Annotated in this window: 15 protein-coding genes; 7 read left to right on the top strand and 8 right to left on the bottom strand. The window is 64.6% G+C overall.

From position 1 onward, the window contains the following. The first annotated feature begins 117 nt into the window (after positions 1–117). Complete coding sequence (locus tag IZU87_RS15095; protein WP_024952843.1) at positions 118–393, top strand: HU family DNA-binding protein; 276 nt, start codon at positions 118–120, stop codon at positions 391–393. Positions 394–566: 173 nt separating this feature from the next. Then, entirely contained in the window at positions 567–923 is a 357-nt protein-coding gene (locus IZU87_RS15090) for a hypothetical protein (RefSeq protein ID WP_054556348.1), read from the top strand. Between the two features lie 134 nt (positions 924–1,057). On the opposite strand, the gene IZU87_RS15085 is transcribed toward IZU87_RS15090, so the two are convergent. Next, positions 1,058–1,474, bottom strand: coding sequence for a DUF2780 domain-containing protein (locus IZU87_RS15085; RefSeq protein ID WP_213115062.1), 417 nt, complete (start codon positions 1,472–1,474; stop codon positions 1,058–1,060). 190 nt (positions 1,475–1,664) lie between these two features. On the opposite strand from IZU87_RS15085, the gene yccS reads away from it, so the two are divergent. Then, positions 1,665–3,917 carry a YccS family putative transporter gene (yccS, locus tag IZU87_RS15080; protein ID WP_107335796.1) on the top strand — a complete coding sequence of 751 codons (2,253 nt, stop codon included), beginning with the start codon at positions 1,665–1,667 and terminating at the stop codon, positions 3,915–3,917. A gap of 135 nt (positions 3,918–4,052) precedes the next feature. Here yccS and recG read toward each other — a convergent pair whose 3' ends face one another. Continuing rightward, positions 4,053–6,194: an ATP-dependent DNA helicase RecG gene (gene recG / locus IZU87_RS15075; protein ID WP_213115061.1), complete on the bottom strand. Its 2,142-nt coding sequence runs from the start codon at positions 6,192–6,194 to the stop codon at positions 4,053–4,055. Further along, positions 6,191–7,156, bottom strand: coding sequence for a hydrogen peroxide-inducible genes activator (locus IZU87_RS15070; RefSeq protein WP_052384315.1), 966 nt, complete (start codon positions 7,154–7,156; stop codon positions 6,191–6,193). The genes recG and IZU87_RS15070 overlap by 4 nt, the downstream gene beginning before the upstream one ends. A 71-nt stretch (positions 7,157–7,227) precedes the next feature. Here IZU87_RS15070 and IZU87_RS15065 point away from each other — a divergent pair, with 71 nt between their 5' ends. Further along, a complete protein-coding gene (locus IZU87_RS15065) occupies positions 7,228–8,115 on the top strand; it encodes an SDR family oxidoreductase (RefSeq protein WP_107335797.1) in 888 nt (295 codons plus the stop codon). A 227-nt stretch (positions 8,116–8,342) separates the two neighbouring features. Here IZU87_RS15065 and IZU87_RS15060 read toward each other — a convergent pair whose 3' ends face one another. The 4 genes from IZU87_RS15060 to gmk all read right to left on the bottom strand — a co-directional run bounded on the left by IZU87_RS15060 (position 8,343) and on the right by gmk (position 12,619). Further along, complete coding sequence (locus IZU87_RS15060; protein ID WP_043331752.1) at positions 8,343–8,732, bottom strand: RidA family protein; 390 nt, start codon at positions 8,730–8,732, stop codon at positions 8,343–8,345. Positions 8,733–9,023: 291 nt separating this feature from the next. Further along, on the bottom strand, positions 9,024–11,189 hold the full coding sequence (locus tag IZU87_RS15055; protein WP_213115060.1) for a RelA/SpoT family protein: 2,166 nt from the start codon (positions 11,187–11,189) through the stop codon (positions 9,024–9,026). A gap of 112 nt (positions 11,190–11,301) precedes the next feature. Further along, the gene (rpoZ, locus tag IZU87_RS15050) at positions 11,302–11,553 is read right to left on the bottom strand and encodes a DNA-directed RNA polymerase subunit omega (RefSeq protein WP_043331755.1); all 252 of its coding nucleotides are present in this window, start codon (positions 11,551–11,553) and stop codon (positions 11,302–11,304) included. Positions 11,554–11,962: 409 nt separating this feature from the next. Beyond that, positions 11,963–12,619: a guanylate kinase gene (gmk, locus tag IZU87_RS15045; RefSeq protein ID WP_131431050.1), complete on the bottom strand. Its 657-nt coding sequence runs from the start codon at positions 12,617–12,619 to the stop codon at positions 11,963–11,965. Between the two features lie 595 nt (positions 12,620–13,214). Between gmk and IZU87_RS15040 the strand changes: the two genes are divergently transcribed. Continuing rightward, complete coding sequence (locus IZU87_RS15040) at positions 13,215–14,402, top strand: MFS transporter (RefSeq protein ID WP_107335799.1); 1,188 nt, start codon at positions 13,215–13,217, stop codon at positions 14,400–14,402. A 149-nt stretch (positions 14,403–14,551) separates the two neighbouring features. Here the strand turns inward: IZU87_RS15040 and IZU87_RS15035 are convergent, their stop codons facing one another. Further along, positions 14,552–15,589 carry a GlxA family transcriptional regulator gene (locus IZU87_RS15035; RefSeq protein ID WP_107335800.1) on the bottom strand — a complete coding sequence of 346 codons (1,038 nt, stop codon included), beginning with the start codon at positions 15,587–15,589 and terminating at the stop codon, positions 14,552–14,554. A gap of 265 nt (positions 15,590–15,854) precedes the next feature. Between IZU87_RS15035 and IZU87_RS15030 the strand changes: the two genes are divergently transcribed. Together IZU87_RS15030 and IZU87_RS15025 are read left to right on the top strand one after the other, a co-directional pair. Further along, on the top strand, positions 15,855–17,510 hold the full coding sequence (locus IZU87_RS15030) for a BCCT family transporter (RefSeq protein ID WP_213115059.1): 1,656 nt from the start codon (positions 15,855–15,857) through the stop codon (positions 17,508–17,510). Positions 17,511–17,764: 254 nt separating this feature from the next. Further along, entirely contained in the window at positions 17,765–19,345 is a 1,581-nt protein-coding gene (locus tag IZU87_RS15025) for a BCCT family transporter (RefSeq protein ID WP_153636711.1), read from the top strand. The last annotated feature ends 184 nt before the right edge of the window (positions 19,346–19,529 follow it).

Genomic DNA, 19,529 nt, shown 5'->3' with positions numbered 1-19,529 from the left:
AAGCTTGCCGGGAGCGGATTGCGTCGCCGCCATACGCCACCGCTAGCAAGTGCAAGAACAACAATGGAAACGGCGGCTTGGCCGCCCGTGCAGAATGCCAAACCAGGAGGGCTTTTCATGCGCAAGCCAGAACTCGCTGCGGCCATCGCCGAGCGTGCGGATCTATCCAAGGACAAGGCCAGTCAGGTACTGAACGTGATTCTCGACGAGATCACTCATACCGTGGCCAAAGGCAATGACGTCTCACTGATCGGTTTCGGGTCATTCACCGTGCGCCAGCGTGCGGCGCGTACCGGCAAGAATCCTCAGACAGGCAAGCCGCTGACCATCCCGGCCAGCAAGACCGTTGCCTTCAAACCCGGCAAGTCGTTGAAGGATGCAGTGACCAAGTAACCTCGGCTCGTGCTTCAGCGCAGACCCGGGGTGGCTGTCGTCATGGCTTTCAATCGTCGTCATCAAAAGCCCTGTCGGCTGTCATGCTGATGCCACCGGTTCCGCCCTGCGGGGCCGGTGGCATTTTCATATGGCCTGCGTGACCGACGCTTCGCGATTCAAGGAATGACACCATGAAGCTCAAGATATTGCTGTGGGTGCTGGGTCTGCTGCTCAAGCGGGCCTTCAAGCGTGACCCCGAATTTCGTGCCGAGCTGGAAAAGCGTCCACTGGACTGGGGTGTCGCGACCGAAGACATGAGCATCGCGCGTCACTACCGCATGTCCCACGCGGGCGTCACCACCGGCAGTGGCCTGCCGGTGGATACCGAGCTTGAGCTGCGCTTCGCCGATAGCGACAGTGCGGTGGCCTTCCTGCTCAAGCCTTCGCCGCGTGCCTTCCTGCAAGGCCTGATGGACCAGCGCGTGCGTCTGGTCGGCGATTCGGCCCAGCTCAACCGCTTGCAGTCATTGCTCAAGCGCATTCGCTGAATGATCCTGTGCCGTGCCTGCATGAACGAAAGACGCCCCGCTGAGAGAATCAGCGGGGCGTTCTTTTGTCACGAGCAGTTGTCACGAGCAGTTGTCGCGAGCTTTTCTTTTGCCACGAGCTTTTCCTGGGGGCCTCACAGCAACTGCTTGAGGCCCGGAATGCCTTCGAGCACCTGATCGACCACGCCATCGCCGGCTTCTTCGCGCGCATAGCTCAGCGTCTCATCGGCCACGCCGCGCGCCTGGTCCATGTTCAGGTCCAGCCCCATCAGCTTCTGGCCCAGTTCCAGCGCACCGCCACCGCTGCCGCCGGCGAAGGCGCTGACGGCGCCCAGCAGGCCGCCCATGAGGCCACCGCCACCGGACTCGGCGGCTTCCTCGCCTGCGCTGCCGATCAGGCCTTCCGCTCCCGGGATGGCGCCCAGCAGTGAAGCGGCCGGGCCATCCGGCCCCTGCTCACGCACGAACTTGAGAACCATGCCGACCGCCTGCTCGGCGATTTCCGGTGATAGCCCGAGGGAGCCAGTGACGCGTTCGATTAGAGGATGCATCGGTATTCTCCATGAAAGCCAATGAGGTCAGGAGTCTTCAGAGTGGCACGTCGCGGCGATTCGACATTCGACGCGCCTGCCAACGCTTGCATGCGCCATGGCTCTCGGACACGGCAGAACGGGGTGTTATGCTAGCGATATAAATCTAAAGTCTAATGCGCTGCCCGGCGCCCTGGTCACGGAACACTTCATGACACGCTCTCTTCTGGACTCCCTCATGCACTCCCTGCGTCGTCTGTGGACGCTGGATGCCTTCAGCTATTCGCTACGCATGTTGATCGCGCTGGGTGGCGTGATGGCGGTGGGGTTCTGGCTCGACGAGATGGCGGTGGTGATTCCGCTGTTTCTGGGCGTGATCGCCTCGGGGCTGGCGGAAACCGATGATCACTGGCGCGGCCGACTGCGCGCGCTGGGCATGACGCTGGCCTGCTTCAGCATCGCCGCCGTCTCGGTGGAGCTGTTGTTCGGCATGCCGCTGCCCTTCGTGATCGGGCTGGCGCTGGCCACCTTCGCGATGCCGATGCTGGGCGCCATCGATGCCCGCTACGGCGCCATCGCGCGCGCCTCGTTGATTCTGGCCGTCTACACCATGATCAGCCTCGAGCAGCAGCATGGAGATGGTCAGATCGCGGTGCTGGAGCGCAGCCTGCCCGAATGGCTGCGGGAGCCGGGGCTGGGCATCAATCTGGTTCAGCCGTTGCTGCTGGTGGTGGGGGCGTCCTGGTATGGCCTGCTCTCGGTCGTGTGGTGTGCGCTGTTCTCGCGCCAGCCGCTCAAGCACAGCATGGCGACGCTCTACCGTGAGCTGGGTCGCTACCTGATTCTCAAAGCGCAGCTGTTCGAGCCGCTGCGCAATGTCGACCAGTCTGCCCGGCGGCTGGCGCTGGCCGAGCAGAACGGCCGCGTGGTGGTGGCGCTCAACCAGACCAAGGAGATGGTCTTCCGGCGCCTCGCCGGACGACGCGATACCACCAAGCTCGACCGCTACCTGCGCCTCTACTTCATCGCCCAGGATCTCCACGAGCGCGCCAGCTCCAGCCATTATCCCTACGGCCAGCTCACCGACGCCTTCTTCCATCACGACATCCTGTTTCGCTGTCAGCGCCTGCTGGAGCAGCAGGGGCGCGCCTGTCGCGGGCTCGGCAAGGCGCTGTTGATGCGCCAGCCCTTCGATGCCAGTGACAGCCAGCAGGCGCTGGAAGACCTCAATGCCTCGCTCGTCTATCTCAAGCAACAGCAGCGGCCCGAGTGGCATCATCTGATGCAGGCGCTGGAAGCCCTCGCCAGCAACCTGCGCCTGATCGAAGGCCAGATTGCGCGCCTGAATGATCTCGAAGCCGTCAGCAATGAAAGCGACAACAGCCTGCTGGACCGCTCGCCCCATGGCACGCGCGACATGTTCGAGCGTATCCGCAGCCACCTGACGCCGCGCTCGCCGATCTTCCGCCATGCGCTGCGTCTGACCGCGACGCTGGTGGCCGGCTATGGCGTGCTGCTGGCGGTGCACCCGACCCAGGGCTACTGGATTCTGCTGACCGGGCTGTTCGTGTGTCGTCCCAGCTACGGTGATACGCGCCGCACGCTGGCGCAGCGAATTCTGGGCACGCTGATCGGTCTGGTCGCCGGCTGGGCGCTGATCAGTCTGTTCCCGGCGCCCACGATCCAGGCCGGGATCGCCGTGGTCGCGGGGGTGCTGTTCTTCGCCACCCGTGGCTCGCGCTATACCCTGGCCACCGCCGCCATCACGCTGATGGTGCTGGCGTGCTTCAACCAGGTCGGCGATGGCTTCGATCTCATCTGGCCGCGGCTGTTCGATACGCTGGTCGGTGGCCTGCTGGCCGGGCTGTCGGTGGTGTTGATCCTGCCGGACTGGCAGGGCCGCAAGCTCTATCGTCAGGCCGGCGTCAGCCTCAAGACCAGCGGTCGCTATCTGGGCGAGGTGCTGTCCCAGTACCGCCACGGCAAGCGCGATGATCTGGCCTACCGCCTGGCACGCCGCAATGCCCACAACGCCGACGCGGCCTTCTCCAATCTGCTGGCCACCGCGCGTAAGGAGCCCGGCCACTTCCGGCGCGATGTCGAGCCGGGCTTCGGCTTCCTGCTCCACGCGCATACCGTGCTCGGCTATCTCTCGGCACTGGCAGCGCATCGTGGCGAACTGGAATCGACCGCCTCGGCCAGCAGTGGCATCGAGACGCTGCTGCGCCATGGCGAGCGCCTGAGTCAGCAGCTGACGGCGTTGGGAGAGCAATTGGAGGCGGGCGGTGAGATCGCCCTCACGCTGGACAGCGAAGATGAGATCGCGGCACTGGAAGCCGAGGTCGAGCAGGTCGAGTCCACCACCGGACGCCTGGCGCTGTCACAGCTGATTCTGCTGCTGCGGCTATTGCAGCCGCTGGAAAGCGCTGGCACCCAGCTGATCAAGGCCAGCCGCGCCAGCTGACCTGTCCTGACTGACCGGTACTGAAAGACAAGTGCTGTAAGACAAGTGCTGTCTGAGCGACTGGCGCGGCGGGCCGGGTGATCGAGTGTCCGGGCGGAATAGGTGAGGACGCCAGGTGAGCAGCGGGCAGCGCGTTCAGACGGCGCCGTATTGCCCGGCCGCCTCGCCCAGCCAGCGGCGAATCAATGGCTCCGCGGCCTGCGGGGCCTCGCTGAGGATGGCATCGGCCAGCGTGGTGGTCGGGGCGATCAGGTCACTGTCACGCTCGAGATCGGCGATCTTCATCCCCGCCAGCCCCGTCTGACGCGTGCCCAGCACTTCGCCGGGGCCGCGTAGCTCCAGGTCCTTCTCGGCGATCTTGAAGCCGTCGGTGGTCTCGCGCATCACCGCCAGGCGCTGCTTGGAGTGCTGCGACAGCGGCGGATGATAGAGCAGCACACAGAAGCTCTCGGTGCTGCCACGCCCGACACGGCCACGCAGCTGGTGCAGCTGCGACAGGCCGAGACGCTCGGGATTGTCGATCACCATCAGGCTGGCATTCGGCACATCGACCCCGACCTCGATCACCGTGGTCGCCACCAGCAGGTCATGCTCGCCGTCCTTGAACGCCGCCATCACCTCGGCCTTCTCGGCTGCCTTCATGCGGCCATGGACCAGGCCGATGGACAGCTCCGGCAGCGCCTCGGTCAGCTCGTCACGCGTCACCTCGGCGGCCTGGCAGGTCATCACCTCGGATTCCTCGATCAGCGTACACACCCAATAGGCCTGACGGCCCTCGGAGCAGGCGGCGCGGATGCGCTCGACCACCTCGGGGCGGCGCGGGTCGGCCACGGCGACGGTCTGCACCGGAGTGCGTCCCGGTGGCAGCTCATCGATCACCGACAGGTCGAGGTCGGCGTAGGCGCTCATCGCCAGGGTGCGCGGAATCGGCGTCGCGGTCATGATCAGCTGGTGAGGTGTCAGGCCACCGGCTTCCCCCTTCGCCCGCAACGCGAGGCGCTGATGCACGCCGAAGCGGTGCTGCTCATCGACGATCGCCAGCCCCAGGCGCTGGAAGGTCACATCGGCCTGAAACAGCGCATGCGTGCCGACCACCATGCGCGCCCGGCCATCGGCGATGGCGGCCTTGGCATCCAGCCTCGCCTTGCCCTTGAGCTTGCCGGCCAGCCACGCCACCTCGATGCCCAATGGCTCCAGCCATTCGCGGAAGTTGCGATAGTGCTGCTCGGCGAGAATCTCGGTGGGCGCCATCAAGGCCGCCTGACAGCCGCCGCCGATCGCGATCAGCGCCGCCAGTGCGGCGACCACCGTCTTGCCCGACCCCACATCGCCCTGCACCAGGCGCAGCATCGGCACTTCGCGCGCCAGGTCGCGGCGCACATCTTCCAGCACGCGATGCTGGGCGCCGGTCAGCGAGAAGGGCAGCTGGGCGAGAAAGCGCGTGCTGAGGCCGCCACTGGCGCTCAGCGAGGGCGCGCCATCCTGCTGGATACGCGCGCGCACCTGACGCAGGCTCAGCTGGTGGGCGAGCAATTCTTCCTGGGCGAGGCGGCGCTGACTCGGGTGCACGCCGTCGCTCATCTGGTCGACGGGCGCATCCGGCGGTGGCTCGTGCAGAAAGCGCAGGCACTCGATCACGCCGGGCAGGCGAAAGCGCGTGCGCAGCGCCTCGGGGATCAGGTCCGGCAGCTCATGGGGCGTCTCCTCGAGCTGCTTGAGCGCCTGGGCGATCAGGGCACGCAGGCGCGCCTGATTGAGACCTTCGGTAGCCGGATAGATGGGCGTGAGGTGGTCTTCCACCGGCGCGGCCCCCTGGCTGAGCAGGCGGTATTCCGGATGGTAGATCTCGAGACCGGTGGCCCCGGCGCGTGCCTCGCCGAAGCAGCGCACGCTGTGGCCACGCTGGAATTGCTGCTGCTGGGCAGGGGAGAAGTGGAAGAAGCGCAGACTGAGGATGCCGCTGCCATCGCGCAGGCGTACCAGCAGGCTGCGGCGACGGCCCTTGACGATGTCACAGGCCGTCACCTCGCCTTCGACCACCGCTTCCATGCCGCTCTTGAGCGTGCCGATGGGCGTGACGCGGGTCCGGTCCTGATAGCGCAGTGGCAGATGGAACAGCAGGTCTGCGACGCGCTCCAGTCCGAGGCGCGACAGCTTCTCGCTCAGCGCGGGGCCGACGCCGCTCAGGCTGTCCAGCGGTTGGGCCAGCGCGCCGGTGGCGAAGACACCGGCGCTGGCGGGCCCGGCAGATGAGGCTTCCGTGCCCGCCCTGCTCATGCCGGTTCGTGGCTCTGGGAAGCGGAGCCCTGCATGCCGTTCTCATTGCTCTGGCGCGCACGATTGGAGCACTCGGCGATCGCCTGGCTGATCACGTCGATGGCCTTGGGGCGCGGGAAGCTGGCACGCCATGCCAGCGCCACGCTGCGGCTGGGGGCCGGGTCCTTGAAGGGCCGCGTCTCGAGCACGCCGCTCTCGTAATGACCGGTACCGGTCGCCGAGTAGGGCAGCACGGTGATACCGAGACCGGAGGCGACCATGTGGCGGATGGTTTCCAGCGAGCCGCCTTCGGCGATCAGCGTATTCTCGGGGTTGTTGATCTGATTGCCGATGGCCGGGCAGGCCTCGAGAATCTGATCACGGAAGCAGTGGCCCTCGCCGAGCATCAGCAGACGCTCGTTGATCAACTGCTCCTTGGCGATGCTGTCCTGCTCGAGCAGGGGGTGGCCGGCCGGCAGCAGGACTTCGAAGGGCTCTTCGTAGAGGATCTTGGTCAGCACGTCGGTCTCGGTGAACGGCAGTGCGACGATGATCACGTCCAGCTCGCCATTGCGCAACTTGCGACGCAGGTCGCCGGTCATGCCTTCCTCGATGTAGAGCGGCATCTTCGGCGCACGCCGCGTCAGTTCCGGCACCAGGTGCGGGAAAAGATACGGTCCAATGGTATAGATGGCGCCGATGCGCAACGGGCTGGAGAGCTGATCCTTGCCGGAATTGGCCAGTTCCTTGATCACGCTGGACTGCTCCAGCACGCGCTGAGCCTGCTGAACGATCTTCTCGCCGAGCGGTGTGACCTGTACGGTGGACTTGGAACGCTCGAACAGTGCGACTCCCAGCTCTTCCTCAAGCTTCTTGACGGCCACCGACAGGGTGGGCTGCGAGACGAAGCAGCGCTCTGCGGCGCGTCCGAAATGACGCTCCTGGGCCAAGGTTACGATGTAGCGGAGTTCTGTTAGAGTCATGATTCCTGCCCGGAACTGGCATCCTGGGATGCGGTGGGTACCGATTCGTTTTACCAAGGAGCACGGCAAAGGTGAAGAAGACGAGTCTCATCCTCGGTTGTGGCGACGTTGGCAGCGCGCTGGCGCGCGAACTGCTCAAGGCCGGTCAGCACGTCATTGGTGTCAGGCGCGATGTGTCCAAGCTTGCGGATCTCGGCATCGAGACGCTGGCCTTGGACATCACTGCCGAAGGTGCACTGGCCAGCTTGCCAGATGCCGACACGGTGGTACATGTGCTGAGCGCCGACCGTTTCGACGAAGAGGCCTATCGCGCCGCTTACGTCGATGGCATTCGGGCGCTGGTGGCGGAGCTCGAGTCGCGCGCCAAACCGCCGACCCGCGTGCTGTTCGTGTCCTCGACCTCCGTCTACGCCCAGAAGGATGGCGAGGAAGTCGACGAGCAGTCGCCCACCGATGCCACCAGCTTCTCGGGCCAGTTGATGCGCGAAGGCGAGCAGGCACTGCTCGATTCCTCGCTCAACGGCACCGTGGTGCGCTTTTCCGGCATCTACGGGCCGGGCCGCGACATGCTGATCCGCCAGGCGCGTGATGGTCGCATCGCCGCCAGCAACCCGCCACTCTACTCCAACCGCATCCACCGTGACGACTGCGCGGGCGTGCTGGCGCACCTGATCGCGCTGAGCCTCGAGGGCAAGCCGGTCGAGCCGATCTATCTGGCCACCGACTGCGATGGCGCACCGCTGCACGAAGTGATGGCCTGGTTGGCGCGTCAGCTCAAGGTCGAGTCCACCGAGGTGATCCAGTCACCGCTGCGGCGGCGTTCCAGCAAGCGCTGCGGCAATGCCCTGTTGCTCGAGAGTGGCTACACCTTCCGTTACCCGACCTTCCGCGAAGGCTATGCCGAGGTACTCAAGGAGCACGGCGTGACGGTGCCGAAGAGCGAATTGTCGGGCCGCTGATCACGTCGCTTTCACTTATCCACATGCGGTTGCGCGCCGAGTCGTCCGACCGGGTGTGGATAAGTTGCTCGCCGAGACAGGCTGACGAGCGGCGCAGTTCTCGAGTGAGGCAGTGCTCAGGCGAAGCGCCAACTGACAGTGCCCGCCCCGGAATCCCGGGGCGGGCACTGTCGTCTCTGCGTCAGCCACTCCTCGCGGATGACCTGCCATCGTCAGTGAGCGGGTGCTCAGTCACCGATGACCATCACGCCTTCGGCTTCGAAGGCCACGCCCTTGGGCAGCGCCTTGACGCCGACCGCGGCACGCGCCGGGAAGGGCGCGGTGAAGAACTCTTCCATCACCGCGTTGACGCGCGCGAAGTCGTCCAGATCGGTCAGGTAGAGGTTGAGCTTGACGATGTCGCCCAGACTGCCGGCGGCTTCTTCGCACACGGCATTCAGGTTAGTGAAGACCTGACGCGCCTGCGCCTCGATACCGCCTTCGACGACTTCCATCGTCTGCGGGTCCAGCGGAATCTGGCCGGACAGATAGACGGTGTTGCCCGCCTTGATCGCCTGGGAATACGGACCGATGGCAGCAGGGGCCTTGTCGGTGTTGATGATCGCGCGATTGCTCATGACATGCTCCTTGTGACTGCGCTCAAGCCTTGCCGGTTGCGAGTGTTGTGCGGTGGCGGCCTTCAGCAGCGGGTTACGATTGTGGTTATAGGGTCTCGCCGTCCACGGCGAGTTCAGTCGCGGTCAAGGTCATGCACTGCCGTCGAGCTGACGTACCGTCGAGTTGACGTGCATGGCCTTGGCCGCGACACGGGTGTTCAGAAGAACGTGTCCGATGGCCGCTCTGCGGCAGCCTTGAAAACAAAAACCGCGCCGCCCGCCAGTGGCGGACGACGCGGCCAGTACGGTAGATCAGCTGAGGACGCGGGTGATTCGTTCCACGTGCAACAGGTTGCGCATGCGCTTGATGATGCGCGCCAGATGAATGCGATCACGCACGGCCAGCGTCAGATTGACGATGGCCAGATGGGCGTCGCGTTCCTCGATGCCGATGCGCTCGATATTGGCTTCGGCATCGGTGACCAGCTCGGCCAGCTCGGCGATCAGGCCGCGCTGGGTCTGTGCCTCGATACGCAGCGCCACCGTGAAGTCGCCTTCGACCTGATCGGCCCAGGTCAGCGGGAAGACGCGTTCCGGATCGCTGGCCAGCTCGGTGATGTTGCTGCATTCCTGACGATGGACCACCAGCCCCTTGCCGGCCGACAGATGGCCCATGATCGGCTCGCCGGGCAGCGGGTGACAGCAGCGCGCGTAGCTGGTGACCATGCTGTTGCCACCGCTGACCTGCATCGGGCTATTGCCGCTTTGCTCCGCCTGGACATTGCCGTCCTTGGCCGAGAACTTGGGCTGCTGCGCCGTGGTGCTGGTCGTGTCGCTCAGAAGGCTCTGGGCCACGCTATAGGCGGCGCGGGTGCCGATCCCGATGGACTCGAGCAGGTCATCACGCCCGCCTTCCAGCTCCAGCTCCGCGGCCAGCGTATCGAGGCGCCTGGGCGGCAGTTGCTCGAGGGAAGAGTCCAGCCCGGAGAGCGCCTTGTTGAGCAGACGCTGGCCCAGGGTCACGGATTCGCTGCGCTGCTGATGCTTGAGGTAATGGCGCACGGCAGAGCGCGCCTTGGCCGTGGTGACGAAGTTGAGCCACGCCAGATTGGGCTTGGCGCCTGGCGCGGTGATGACTTCGACGGTCTGGCCACTCTCCAGCGGCGAGGATAGCGGTGCCAGATGACGATCGATGCGGCAGGCGATACAGCTGTTGCCGACATCGGTGTGCACCGCATAGGCAAAATCGACCGCCGTCGCGCCGCGCGGCAATTCCATGATGTCGCCCTTGGGGGTGAACACGTAGGTATCGTCGGGGAAGAGGTCGTTCTTGACGTGCTCGATGAACTCGAGCGAGTTGCCGGCATGGCGCTGCATCTCGAGCAGACCCCGCACCCATTCGCGGGCACGCGCATGGCTGCCGGCGCCGATGGGGCGGTCGGTCTGGCCGGCCTTGTACAGCCAGTGCGCCGCGATGCCGTTGTTGGCCATCGCTTCCATCTCGCGGGTACGGATCTGTACCTCGATGGGCATGCCGTTCATGCCGAACAGTGTGGTGTGCAGGCTCTGGTAGCCGTTGGCCTTGGGGATCGCGATGTAATCCTTGAAGCGACCCGGCACCGGCTTGTAGAGATTGTGCACCACGCCGAGGATGCGATAGCAGCTGTCCACGTCATCGGTGATGATGCGGAAGCCGAACACGTCCATCAATTCATTGAAGGGCTTCTGCTGGTCACGCATCTTGCGATAGATGGACAGCAGATGCTTCTGACGGCCGATCACCGAACCGGGCAGCTGATCGCGCTCCAGCGCGTTCTGCAGACTGGCCTGGATCTCGCGCATCAGGGTACGACGATTGCCACGCGCGGCGGTGACGGCACGCTTGATGCGTTCGGAACGCATCGGGTGCAGCGCCTGGAAGGAGAGGTCTTCCAGCTCGACGCGAATGGTGTTGATACCGAGACGGTTGGCGACGCGGGCGTAGATCTCGAGCGTCTCACGGGCGATGCGACGCTTCTTCTCGGGGCGCAGGGCACCGAGGGTACGCATGTTATGGAGACGGTCGGCCAGCTTGACGATGATGACGCGGATGTCCTGGGACATCGCCAGCACCATCTTCTGGAAGTTCTCGGCCTGGGCGACGGCCTTGTCCTCGAAGGTGATCTGGGTCAGCTTCGAGACGCCATCCACCAGCAGGGCGACGGGTTCGCCGAACTGGCCTGCCAGTGCCTCGAAGGTAACGCTGGTGTCTTCGATGACATCGTGCAGCATGGCGGCCATCAGGCTCTGATGGTCCATGTGCATATTGGCGAGAATGTTCGCCACCGCCAGCGGGTGGGTCACATAGGGCTCACCGGAACGCCGGCGCTGGCCATCGTGGGCCTGCTCGGCGTAATAGAAGGCGCGCCTAACCTGACGGATCTCTTCCTCGGGAAGATAACCGCCCAGGCGGTCTGCCAGGTCATCGATCGTGAACATTCAGCGGCCTTGGCTCAGAGTGATTCCGGGCCCGCACCCCGTGCTCCGGCCGCGAGGGCGGGAGTGGCAGAGGTGCGGAAGCACACATGCAGTCGGCAGGTTGAGCGTGGGCTCAGTCTTCGATCTGCGGCATTACCGGCTTGCGCTGGATCGGAGCTTCGACCGGCTCGTTCAGGATGTCACGACCGACCAGACCCGCCGCCACTTCGCGCAGGGCGAGGACGGTGGGCTTGTCGTTTTCCCACGGCAGTTGGGCGTTGCGGCTGCCGCGTGACAGCTGACGGGCACGACGAGTGGAGATCATCACCAGCTGGAAGCGGTTGTCGACGTTCTCGAGGCAATCTTCTACGGTTACGCGAGCCATGGCGGTGCACCTATCAATAGCGGGATATTCGGGGTTCGCTGTCGGCGTGTAATCAGCGCAGAGTGCCGCGACCGCTAGGGGTCACTTACCCTGATCATCTGACAGTATCTCGCACACGACGCAAGCACAATGCCGCTGAGCCGGCCCGCCAGGGGCGAGACGGCTCAGCGGCCAATGATTCTGAAAGGGAATCGAGTCTACTCGACGCCGTTGTTGCATGACAAGTCAGGCGCGATCAACTCCTTCGCCTGGCGCGTCTGTCGGCGGCGTACGCGACCACAGCGCGCATGATCAGGACGAAAGCCGGCAAGTCCTGCCCGACTGTCAGGCTGTCCGAACTGCTGTCAGAACGGCCGGCCGCGCGGCTGACTGAGCGTCTGACCGAGCAGCCGGATTCCCGCCGCCGTCATCAGTCGGCCAGCAGGGAGTCGAGCAGTGCCGTGTGGCGATGCTGCACGCGCGGCAGACGCGCACGCTGGGCATTGACGAGTCCGCACAGCTCGTCGAGGGCCTGCTCGAAGTCATCATTGATGACGATCAGGTCGTATTCGTCGTAGTGGGACATCTCGCTGACCGCATCGCGCATGCGACGCGCGATCACGTCCTCGCCATCGGTACCGCGGCCGGACAGACGCTCGAGTAGCGCTTCACGCGACGGCGGCAGGATGAAGATGGAGACGGCTTCCGGCACCTGGGCGCGCACTTGCTGGGCGCCTTGCCAGTCGATCTCGAGGATGACGTCCTCGCCCTTGCTCAGGCGAGCTTCAACCGCCGGACGCGAGGTGCCATAGAAGTTGTCGAAGACCTGGGCGTGCTCGAAGAAGTCGCCCTGCTCGATCATGGTCTTGAAGTGATCGACATCCACGAAGTGGTAGTTGACGGCATCCTGCTCGCCCGGGCGTTGGCCGCGGGTGGTGTGCGAGACGGACACGCCGATACCGTCCATGCGCTCCAGCAGTGCCTTGACCAGGGTGGTCTTGCCGGCGCCGGACGGCGCGGAAATGATGTAGAGCGTGCCACGTGCGTTGCTGGCCGCCGAGGAAGATGCTGAAGAAGTCGAAGACATGGAAGTGATCCGCTTGCTGTCGCTGAATCGCGGCATTATCGCATAATCCACCCCGCTTCCGCTGCACGCGCGCATGACAGTCCCGTGATGCAATGTTGCAGCTCGGGCATCACAGTTGTCGTCGCGAAGTGGCTGGGTTGGCGTGGCGTTATCTGCAACAATGGTCGTATATTTCAGTTATCACTCAAGCGTCGGCCAGTTCTCGCGCCGGCCTGGGGTCTTGAAGGGACACAGGGTTTGCCGCCGCCTCGCCACGCTGGCCTGAGCTTGCGCACTCCCGTGATTCCCCTCGCGCCTTGCCAGACGAGGTTCGTGAACCGTCCTTCGCAAGCCGCGTACATAAGTCGATAGAGCAGCGCCAGACGTGCCGCAGGCCTCCGCCAGAGAGGCCGCGCACGAGCGCATCACCCGTTACCTGTCCCGCGCGCCATTCATTCCCGCCCTCCGGCTGATAATGAATGGCGCGCGGTCTTTTGCCCTGCGTAGCGCCAGCCATGCGCGGGCAATGTCAGCCGTGGCCTGCCCCTGACAGCGGCGCCACGGCTGAGTACGGCCACGGGTGATACCCCCTTTTCAAGTTTCAGGAGACCCGGACATGTCTGCCTCCCCCGTTGCGCGCCATCCGCGCATCGCCGAACTGGCGCTGGCGCTCGGTGCCTTTGCCATCGGCACTACCGAATTCGTGATCATGGGCCTGATGCCCAACATCGCGGCGGACTTCAATGTGTCCTCGCAGCAGGTCGGCTACGCCATCAGTGCCTATGCGATGGGCGTGGTGGTCGGTGCGCCCCTGATCTCGGCGCTGGGCGCACGCCTGCCGCGTCGCGGGCTGTTGATCGGCCTGATGCTGCTGTTCGCGGTCAGCAACGTGGCCAGCCTGCTGGCACCGTCGCTGACCAGCTTTGCCGCGCTGCGCTTCATCGCCGGCCTGCCGCATGGTGTCTATCTGGGCGTCGCGGCCCTGGTGGCGGCGGATGCTGCCCCCGCCGGCGAGCGCGGGCGGGCCGTAGGTCGCGTGATGCTGGGCCTGACGGTGGCGATTCTGATCGGGGCGCCAGCAGCGACCTGGTTCGGCAGTCTGTTCGGTTGGCATTCCGCCTTCCTCGTCGTCGGCCTGCTGGCGCTGGCCACGGCGGTGTTGGTGCGCGGCTTCGTGCCCTATCAGGCCGGCAATCAGGACGCGACCCCGCTCACCGAGCTGGCAGCGCTGATTAAGCCGCGGGTGCTCTATACCCTCGGCATCGCCTGTATCGGTTTCGGCGGCATGTTCAGTGTCTACAGCTATGCGGTGGAGACGCTCAATGTCCAGGCCGGGCTGTCCCAGAACCTGGTGCCGATGGTGCTGGCCGTCTTCGGGGTGGGGACCATCATCGGCAACCTGATCGGTAGCCGTGCCGCGGACATCGACCTGATGCGCACCATTCCTGCCGTGCTGATCTGGAGCGCGCTGGTGCAGGGCGGCTTCTACTTCGCCGCCGATGGTGTCTGGAGCGGCATCCTGTTCGTCGGGCTGGTCGGTACCGGCATCGGCCTGGCACCGGCGCTGCAGATGCGCCTGATGGATGTGGCGGAAGACGCCCAGACCATGGCGGCGACGCTCAATCATGCGGCCTTCAACATCGCCAATGCGCTGGGCGCCTGGTGTGGCGGCATGGCCTTCGCCTATGGCCCGTCGCATTCCTCCATCGGCCTGGTCGGGGTGGCGATGGCCATCGCGGGCTTGATCGTCTTCCTGCTCGGTCAGCGTCATGAGCGCCGCGAGCTGCAGACGGCTTCTGCCTGATGTGGGCCTGAAGCGAGATTGTGAGCGCGGGGCAAGCCCCCCCGTGAGCACAAGCCGAAACGCAAAACGCCGCCCTTCGGGGCGGCGTCTTGCGTTTCAGTGGCGGAATGTCTGTGGAGCGGCGCCGGCAAGTCAGCGATAGGGCATCGTCAGCGCTGCTGACGCGCGCGTGTCGGCGACATGCCGAAGTAATCACGGAAGCAGTGGCTGAAGTGGGTGGTGCTGACGAAGCCACAGGCCACGGTGACCTCGGTGATGCTGGCACTGCCCTGTGTCAGCAGCTGGCGTGCCCGGGTCAGGCGCAGCTCCAGATAGTAGCGCGAGGGCGTGGTATCCAGATGGCGGGTGAACAGGCGCTCGATCTGGCGGCGTGACAGCGTCACGCAGTGCGAGATCTCGCTAATGCTCAAAGGCTCCTCGAGGTTGTTGCTCATCAGCTCGAGGATGGTGCGCAGTGCCTCCGGGTGCTGGCTGTCCGGCGCGGGCAGCGTCTGGTCCGGATGCCAGGGGCTGGGTGTCGCGGGGCGCTCGCAGGCGAGGATTTCCTCGACACTGCGCGCCAGGTCATCGCCGTGACGCTGGCGCATGGCTTCCAGCATCATGTTCAGCGCGCTGCCGGCATTGGTGCAGCTGAAGCGCGCCGCTTCCACCACCAGCGGGGCACGTGACAGCTCCAGCTGGGGGAATGACTCGCTGAACAGCGCCGCATTCTCGGGATGGATGGTGCAGCGATGGCCCGCCATCACGCCGGCGGCTGCCAGAAAGTAGCTGCCATTCCACAGGCTGCCGAGGCGACAGCTCTGGTGGTCGGCTCGCCGCAAGACCTCGCTCAGCAAGGGAATCTCGTCCAGCTGCACCCGGTAGCCGCCACACACGATGATCATGTCGATCTGCGCCTGCCCCAGCGACTCGAGCCCGGCGCTGGCCATGATGTCGATGCCCAGATCACTGCGTACGCTGCCCGCCGTCACCCCGAAGGTGTGAATGCGATAGAAGGGGACATCGCGGAGCAGATTGGCCGTGACCAGCACATCGAGGGCGCTGGTGAAGGCGGGCATCGAGAAGTGCTCCAGTAAAATGAAGGCGACATTGAGCGGTGCGCTCTGGGCACAGGTCACGTCCTTGAGCAGATGCTGGTTGCGACGCTTCATCGCGGGGGTGAAGTCGCGGCGACGGGGCGAGGTCATGGCTTGCGTTCGTTGCAGGGGCCGCGAGCGGCAGTGGATCGAAGGCGGCCGGGAGGGCGGCCACCGTGAGACTCCATCCTCGCAGCTGCGCGCTCCCGCGGCGAGCCTCTCGCTGGCGGTTACGGGGTGGCAGGCATGTAATGAGGCTGTTGGCTTGATGATACGTCGCGTTACATGGGTGTAAAAACAATCACTTGTGTCATATTCGGCGCTTTCTCGCCTGTTAGACTGCCCCGTCACTCAGATCATGCCCCGAGGCTGACTAATGACGGATACCACCCGGACTGCCTTGTCCGGCTCCGCAACCCAAGCAGCTCCCCTTTCCGATCACGCCGCATCTCTTGCTGATCACACCACATCCTCTCCCGATCAAGCCGCATCTCTTCCTGATTCCGAGCTCACAGCGCTCAACAGCTCCCGCAGTCTGGACTGGCCGGTCTTCCTCCTCAGTGGAGGCGTGATGGCGCTGTTCGTCGCCGCCGCACTCATCGACCTGGACGGCGTGTCGGCCCTGATCAATCACGCCTTCGACTTCTCGACCACCTACTTCGGTGCCTATTGGCAGGGCTTGATGATCGTGACCTTCCTCGTCGCCGTCGGCATGACCTTCGGGCGCACGGGGCGCGTGGTCTTGGGCGGATTGTCGACGCCTGACATCTCCACGCCGCGCTGGATGGCGACCATTCTGTGCACCCTGCTGGCCGGTGGTGGCGTGTTCTGGGCCGCCGCAGAGCCCATTGCGCACTTCGCCTCGCCGCCGCCCGTCTTCGGGCCGGATGCACCGGTCGGCAATCTCGATGCCGCCTACAATGCGCTGGCGCAGAGCTTCATGCACTGGGGCTTTCTCGGCTGGGCGGTGCTGGGCAGTCTGACGGGCGTCGTCTTCATGCACCTGCACTATGAGAAGGGCTTGCCGCTCAAGCCGCGCACCTTGCTCTATCCGCTGCTCGGAGAGCGCGTGATGCGTGGGCCGATCGGCGCGCTGGTCGATGCCTGCTGCGTACTGGCCGTCATCGCGGGCACCGTGGGGCCGGTCGGGTTCCTCGGCATCCAGGTCAGTTACGGGCTCAATGCGCTGTTCGGCATTCCCGATACCTACGCGACGCAACTGGTGCTGCTGGCCATCCTGACCCTCGTCTACACCCTGTCCGCCGTCAGTGGCGTGATGCGCGGCATCCAGTTCCTGAGCAGTGCCAACGTGCTGATCGGCGGCGCGATGCTGTTCTTCATCGTGCTCTTCGGGCCGACCGAATTCCTGCTCAAGGCCTTCCCGCTGGGCATGGTCGACTACCTGGACAATATCGTGCCGATGGCGGTCTTCCGCGGCGACAGCGGCTGGCTGGATAGCTGGACGCTGTTCTTCTGGGGCTGGTTCATCGGCTTCGGCCCGCTGATGGCGATGCTGGTCGCGCGTATCTCGCGGGGGCGCACCCTGCGTCAGATGGTGCTGTTGATCACCATCCTGTCGCCGCTCGCGACCTGTGTCTGGTTTACCATTCTCGGCGGCAGCGGCCTGGCCTTCGAGCTGGAAAACCCCGGCAGCGTCTCCGGCCCGTTCAGCGGCTTCAATCTGTCGGCGGCCTTGATCGCCATCACTCAGCAGCTGCCGTTCGGCTTCATCATGTCGGTGCTGTTCCTGATTCTGTCGGCGCTGTTCGTGGCCACGACCGGGGATTCGATGACCTACGCCATCTCGATGGTGATGAGCGGGCACGACAACCCGCCACGCAGCGTGCGTGTGTTCTGGAGCCTGATCATGGGTGTCGTGGCGGCGATCCTGATCTCGATGGGCAATGGCGGCATCAATGCGCTGCAATCCTTCATCGTGGTGACCGCGGTGCCTGTCTCGCTGGTGCTGTTGCCCAGTCTGTGGAATGCCCCACGTATCGCGCGGCAGATGGCGCGTGAGCAAGGGTTGTAACTGGCTGATGTGAAAAAGGCCGCCCACTCGGGCGGCCTTTGCATGTCGTCATGCACGGATCAGCCTGGCATGGCCGCAAGATGGCAGCCGAGGGAGGTCATGAGTTGTTATCACCGATGCCCGGATGTAAAACGGCTGTAGGCTTGGTGATACGTCGCGTTACATAGGTGTAAAAACAACGGCTTGTGTCATAGTTCAGCGTTTTACGGCTGATACACTGCACCGTCACTCAGATCATGCCCAGAGGCTGACTAATGACGGATTCTTCCCGGACTGTTTCGTCCGGCTCCGCCACACCGGTAAATCCCCCCGCTGAACCCGCACACACCCCGCAAGGTATCGACTGGCCCGTCTTCATCATCAGTGGTGGCGTATTGGCAGTGTTCGCCATCGCCGCACTGGTGGATCTCGACGCTGTCTCCGCGCTCATCCAGAGTGCCTTCGGTGTCTCGACCCAATACTTCGGTGCCTACTGGCAAGCGCTGATGCTGGCGACCTTCGTCATCGCCATCGTGCTGACCATCGGCCGTACCGGACGGGTGCGCATGGGCGGGCTGGCGGCGCCAGATATCTCGACGCTGCGCTGGATGGCCATCATCCTGTGCACGTTGCTTGCGGGTGGTGGTGTCTTCTGGGCAGCGGCAGAGCCGATCGCTCACTTCACCTCGCCGCCGCCGGTGTTCGGCGCGGACGCCCCGACAGGCAATGCCGATGCCGCCTACAACGCGCTGGCGCAGAGCTTCATGCACTGGGGCTTTCTGGCCTGGGCGATGCTCGGCAGCCTGACCGGCATCATCTTCATGTACCTGCACTACGAGAAGGGCCTGCCGCTCAAGCCGCGCACGCTGCTCTATCCGCTGTTCGGCGACCGTGTCATGCGTGGCCCCATCGGTGCGCTGGTCGATGCCTGCTGCGTGCTGGCAGTGGTGGCCGGTACCGTCGGCCCCATCGGCTTTCTCGGTCTGCAGGTCAGCTATGGCCTCAATGCGCTGTTCGGCATTCCCGATACCTACGCGACCCAGCTCACGCTGCTGCTCGTACTGACCGTCATCTATACCCTGTCCGCCGTCAGCGGCGTGACCCGTGGCATCCAGTTCCTGAGCAGCACCAACGTCCTGCTCGGCGGCGCGCTGTTGCTGTTCATCCTGATCATGGGCCCGACCGGCTTCCTGCTCGAAGCCTTCCCGCAGGGCCTGGTGCGCTACGTCGGTGACTTCGTCGCCATGTCTTCCTTCCGGGGTGACGATGGCTGGTTGAATGGCTGGACGCTGTTCTTCTGGGGCTGGTTCATCGGCTATGGTCCGCTGATGGCGATGTTCGTGGCGCGTATCTCGCGTGGCCGCACCCTGCGTCAGATGGTGCTGTTGATCGCGGTCATCTCGCCACTGGTCACCTGCCTGTGGTTCACCATCATCGGTGGCAGCGGCCTGGCCTTCGAGCTGAGCAACCCGGGCAGCGTCTCCGGCCCGTTCACCGGCTTCAATCTGCCGGCAGCGCTGATCGCCATCACCCAGCAACTGCCGTTCGGCTTCACCATCTCGGTGCTGTTCCTGGTGCTGACCACGCTGTTCGTCGCCACTACCGGTGACTCGATGACCTATGCGGTCTCGATGGTGATGAGTGGGCACGACAATCCGCCGCGCGGCGTGCGCGTGTTCTGGAGCCTGATGATGGGCGTGGTCGCGGCGCTGCTGATCTCGATGGGCGATGGCGGCATCAACGCGCTGCAATCCTTCATCGTCGTCACCGCCGTGCCGGTGTCGCTGATTCTGCTGCCCAGCCTGTGGAACGCTCCGCTGATTGCCCGCCGCATGGCGCGCGAGCAGGGCGTCTGATCGACTCCGTTCGAAAGCCATGAGCGTGTCGCATCATCAAAAACGCCGCCCCGAGGGGCGTAATGCCAGTCAGTTAAGCCTATTCTCCATAAGCTGATCATGAGACCTTCCTGTGCCAGGTACACTTATTATGGGAAGGTCTCATGCATTTCAGCGACGCCATTGATGCCATTGCCAAGGCGGC

Source organism: Cobetia sp. MC34, assembly GCF_018340035.1.
GTDB classification, from domain to species: Bacteria; Pseudomonadota; Gammaproteobacteria; order Pseudomonadales; family Halomonadaceae; genus Cobetia; species Cobetia amphilecti.
The sequence above is the reverse complement of the archived record's forward strand: the minus strand, read 5'-3'. Positions and strand labels throughout refer to the sequence as shown.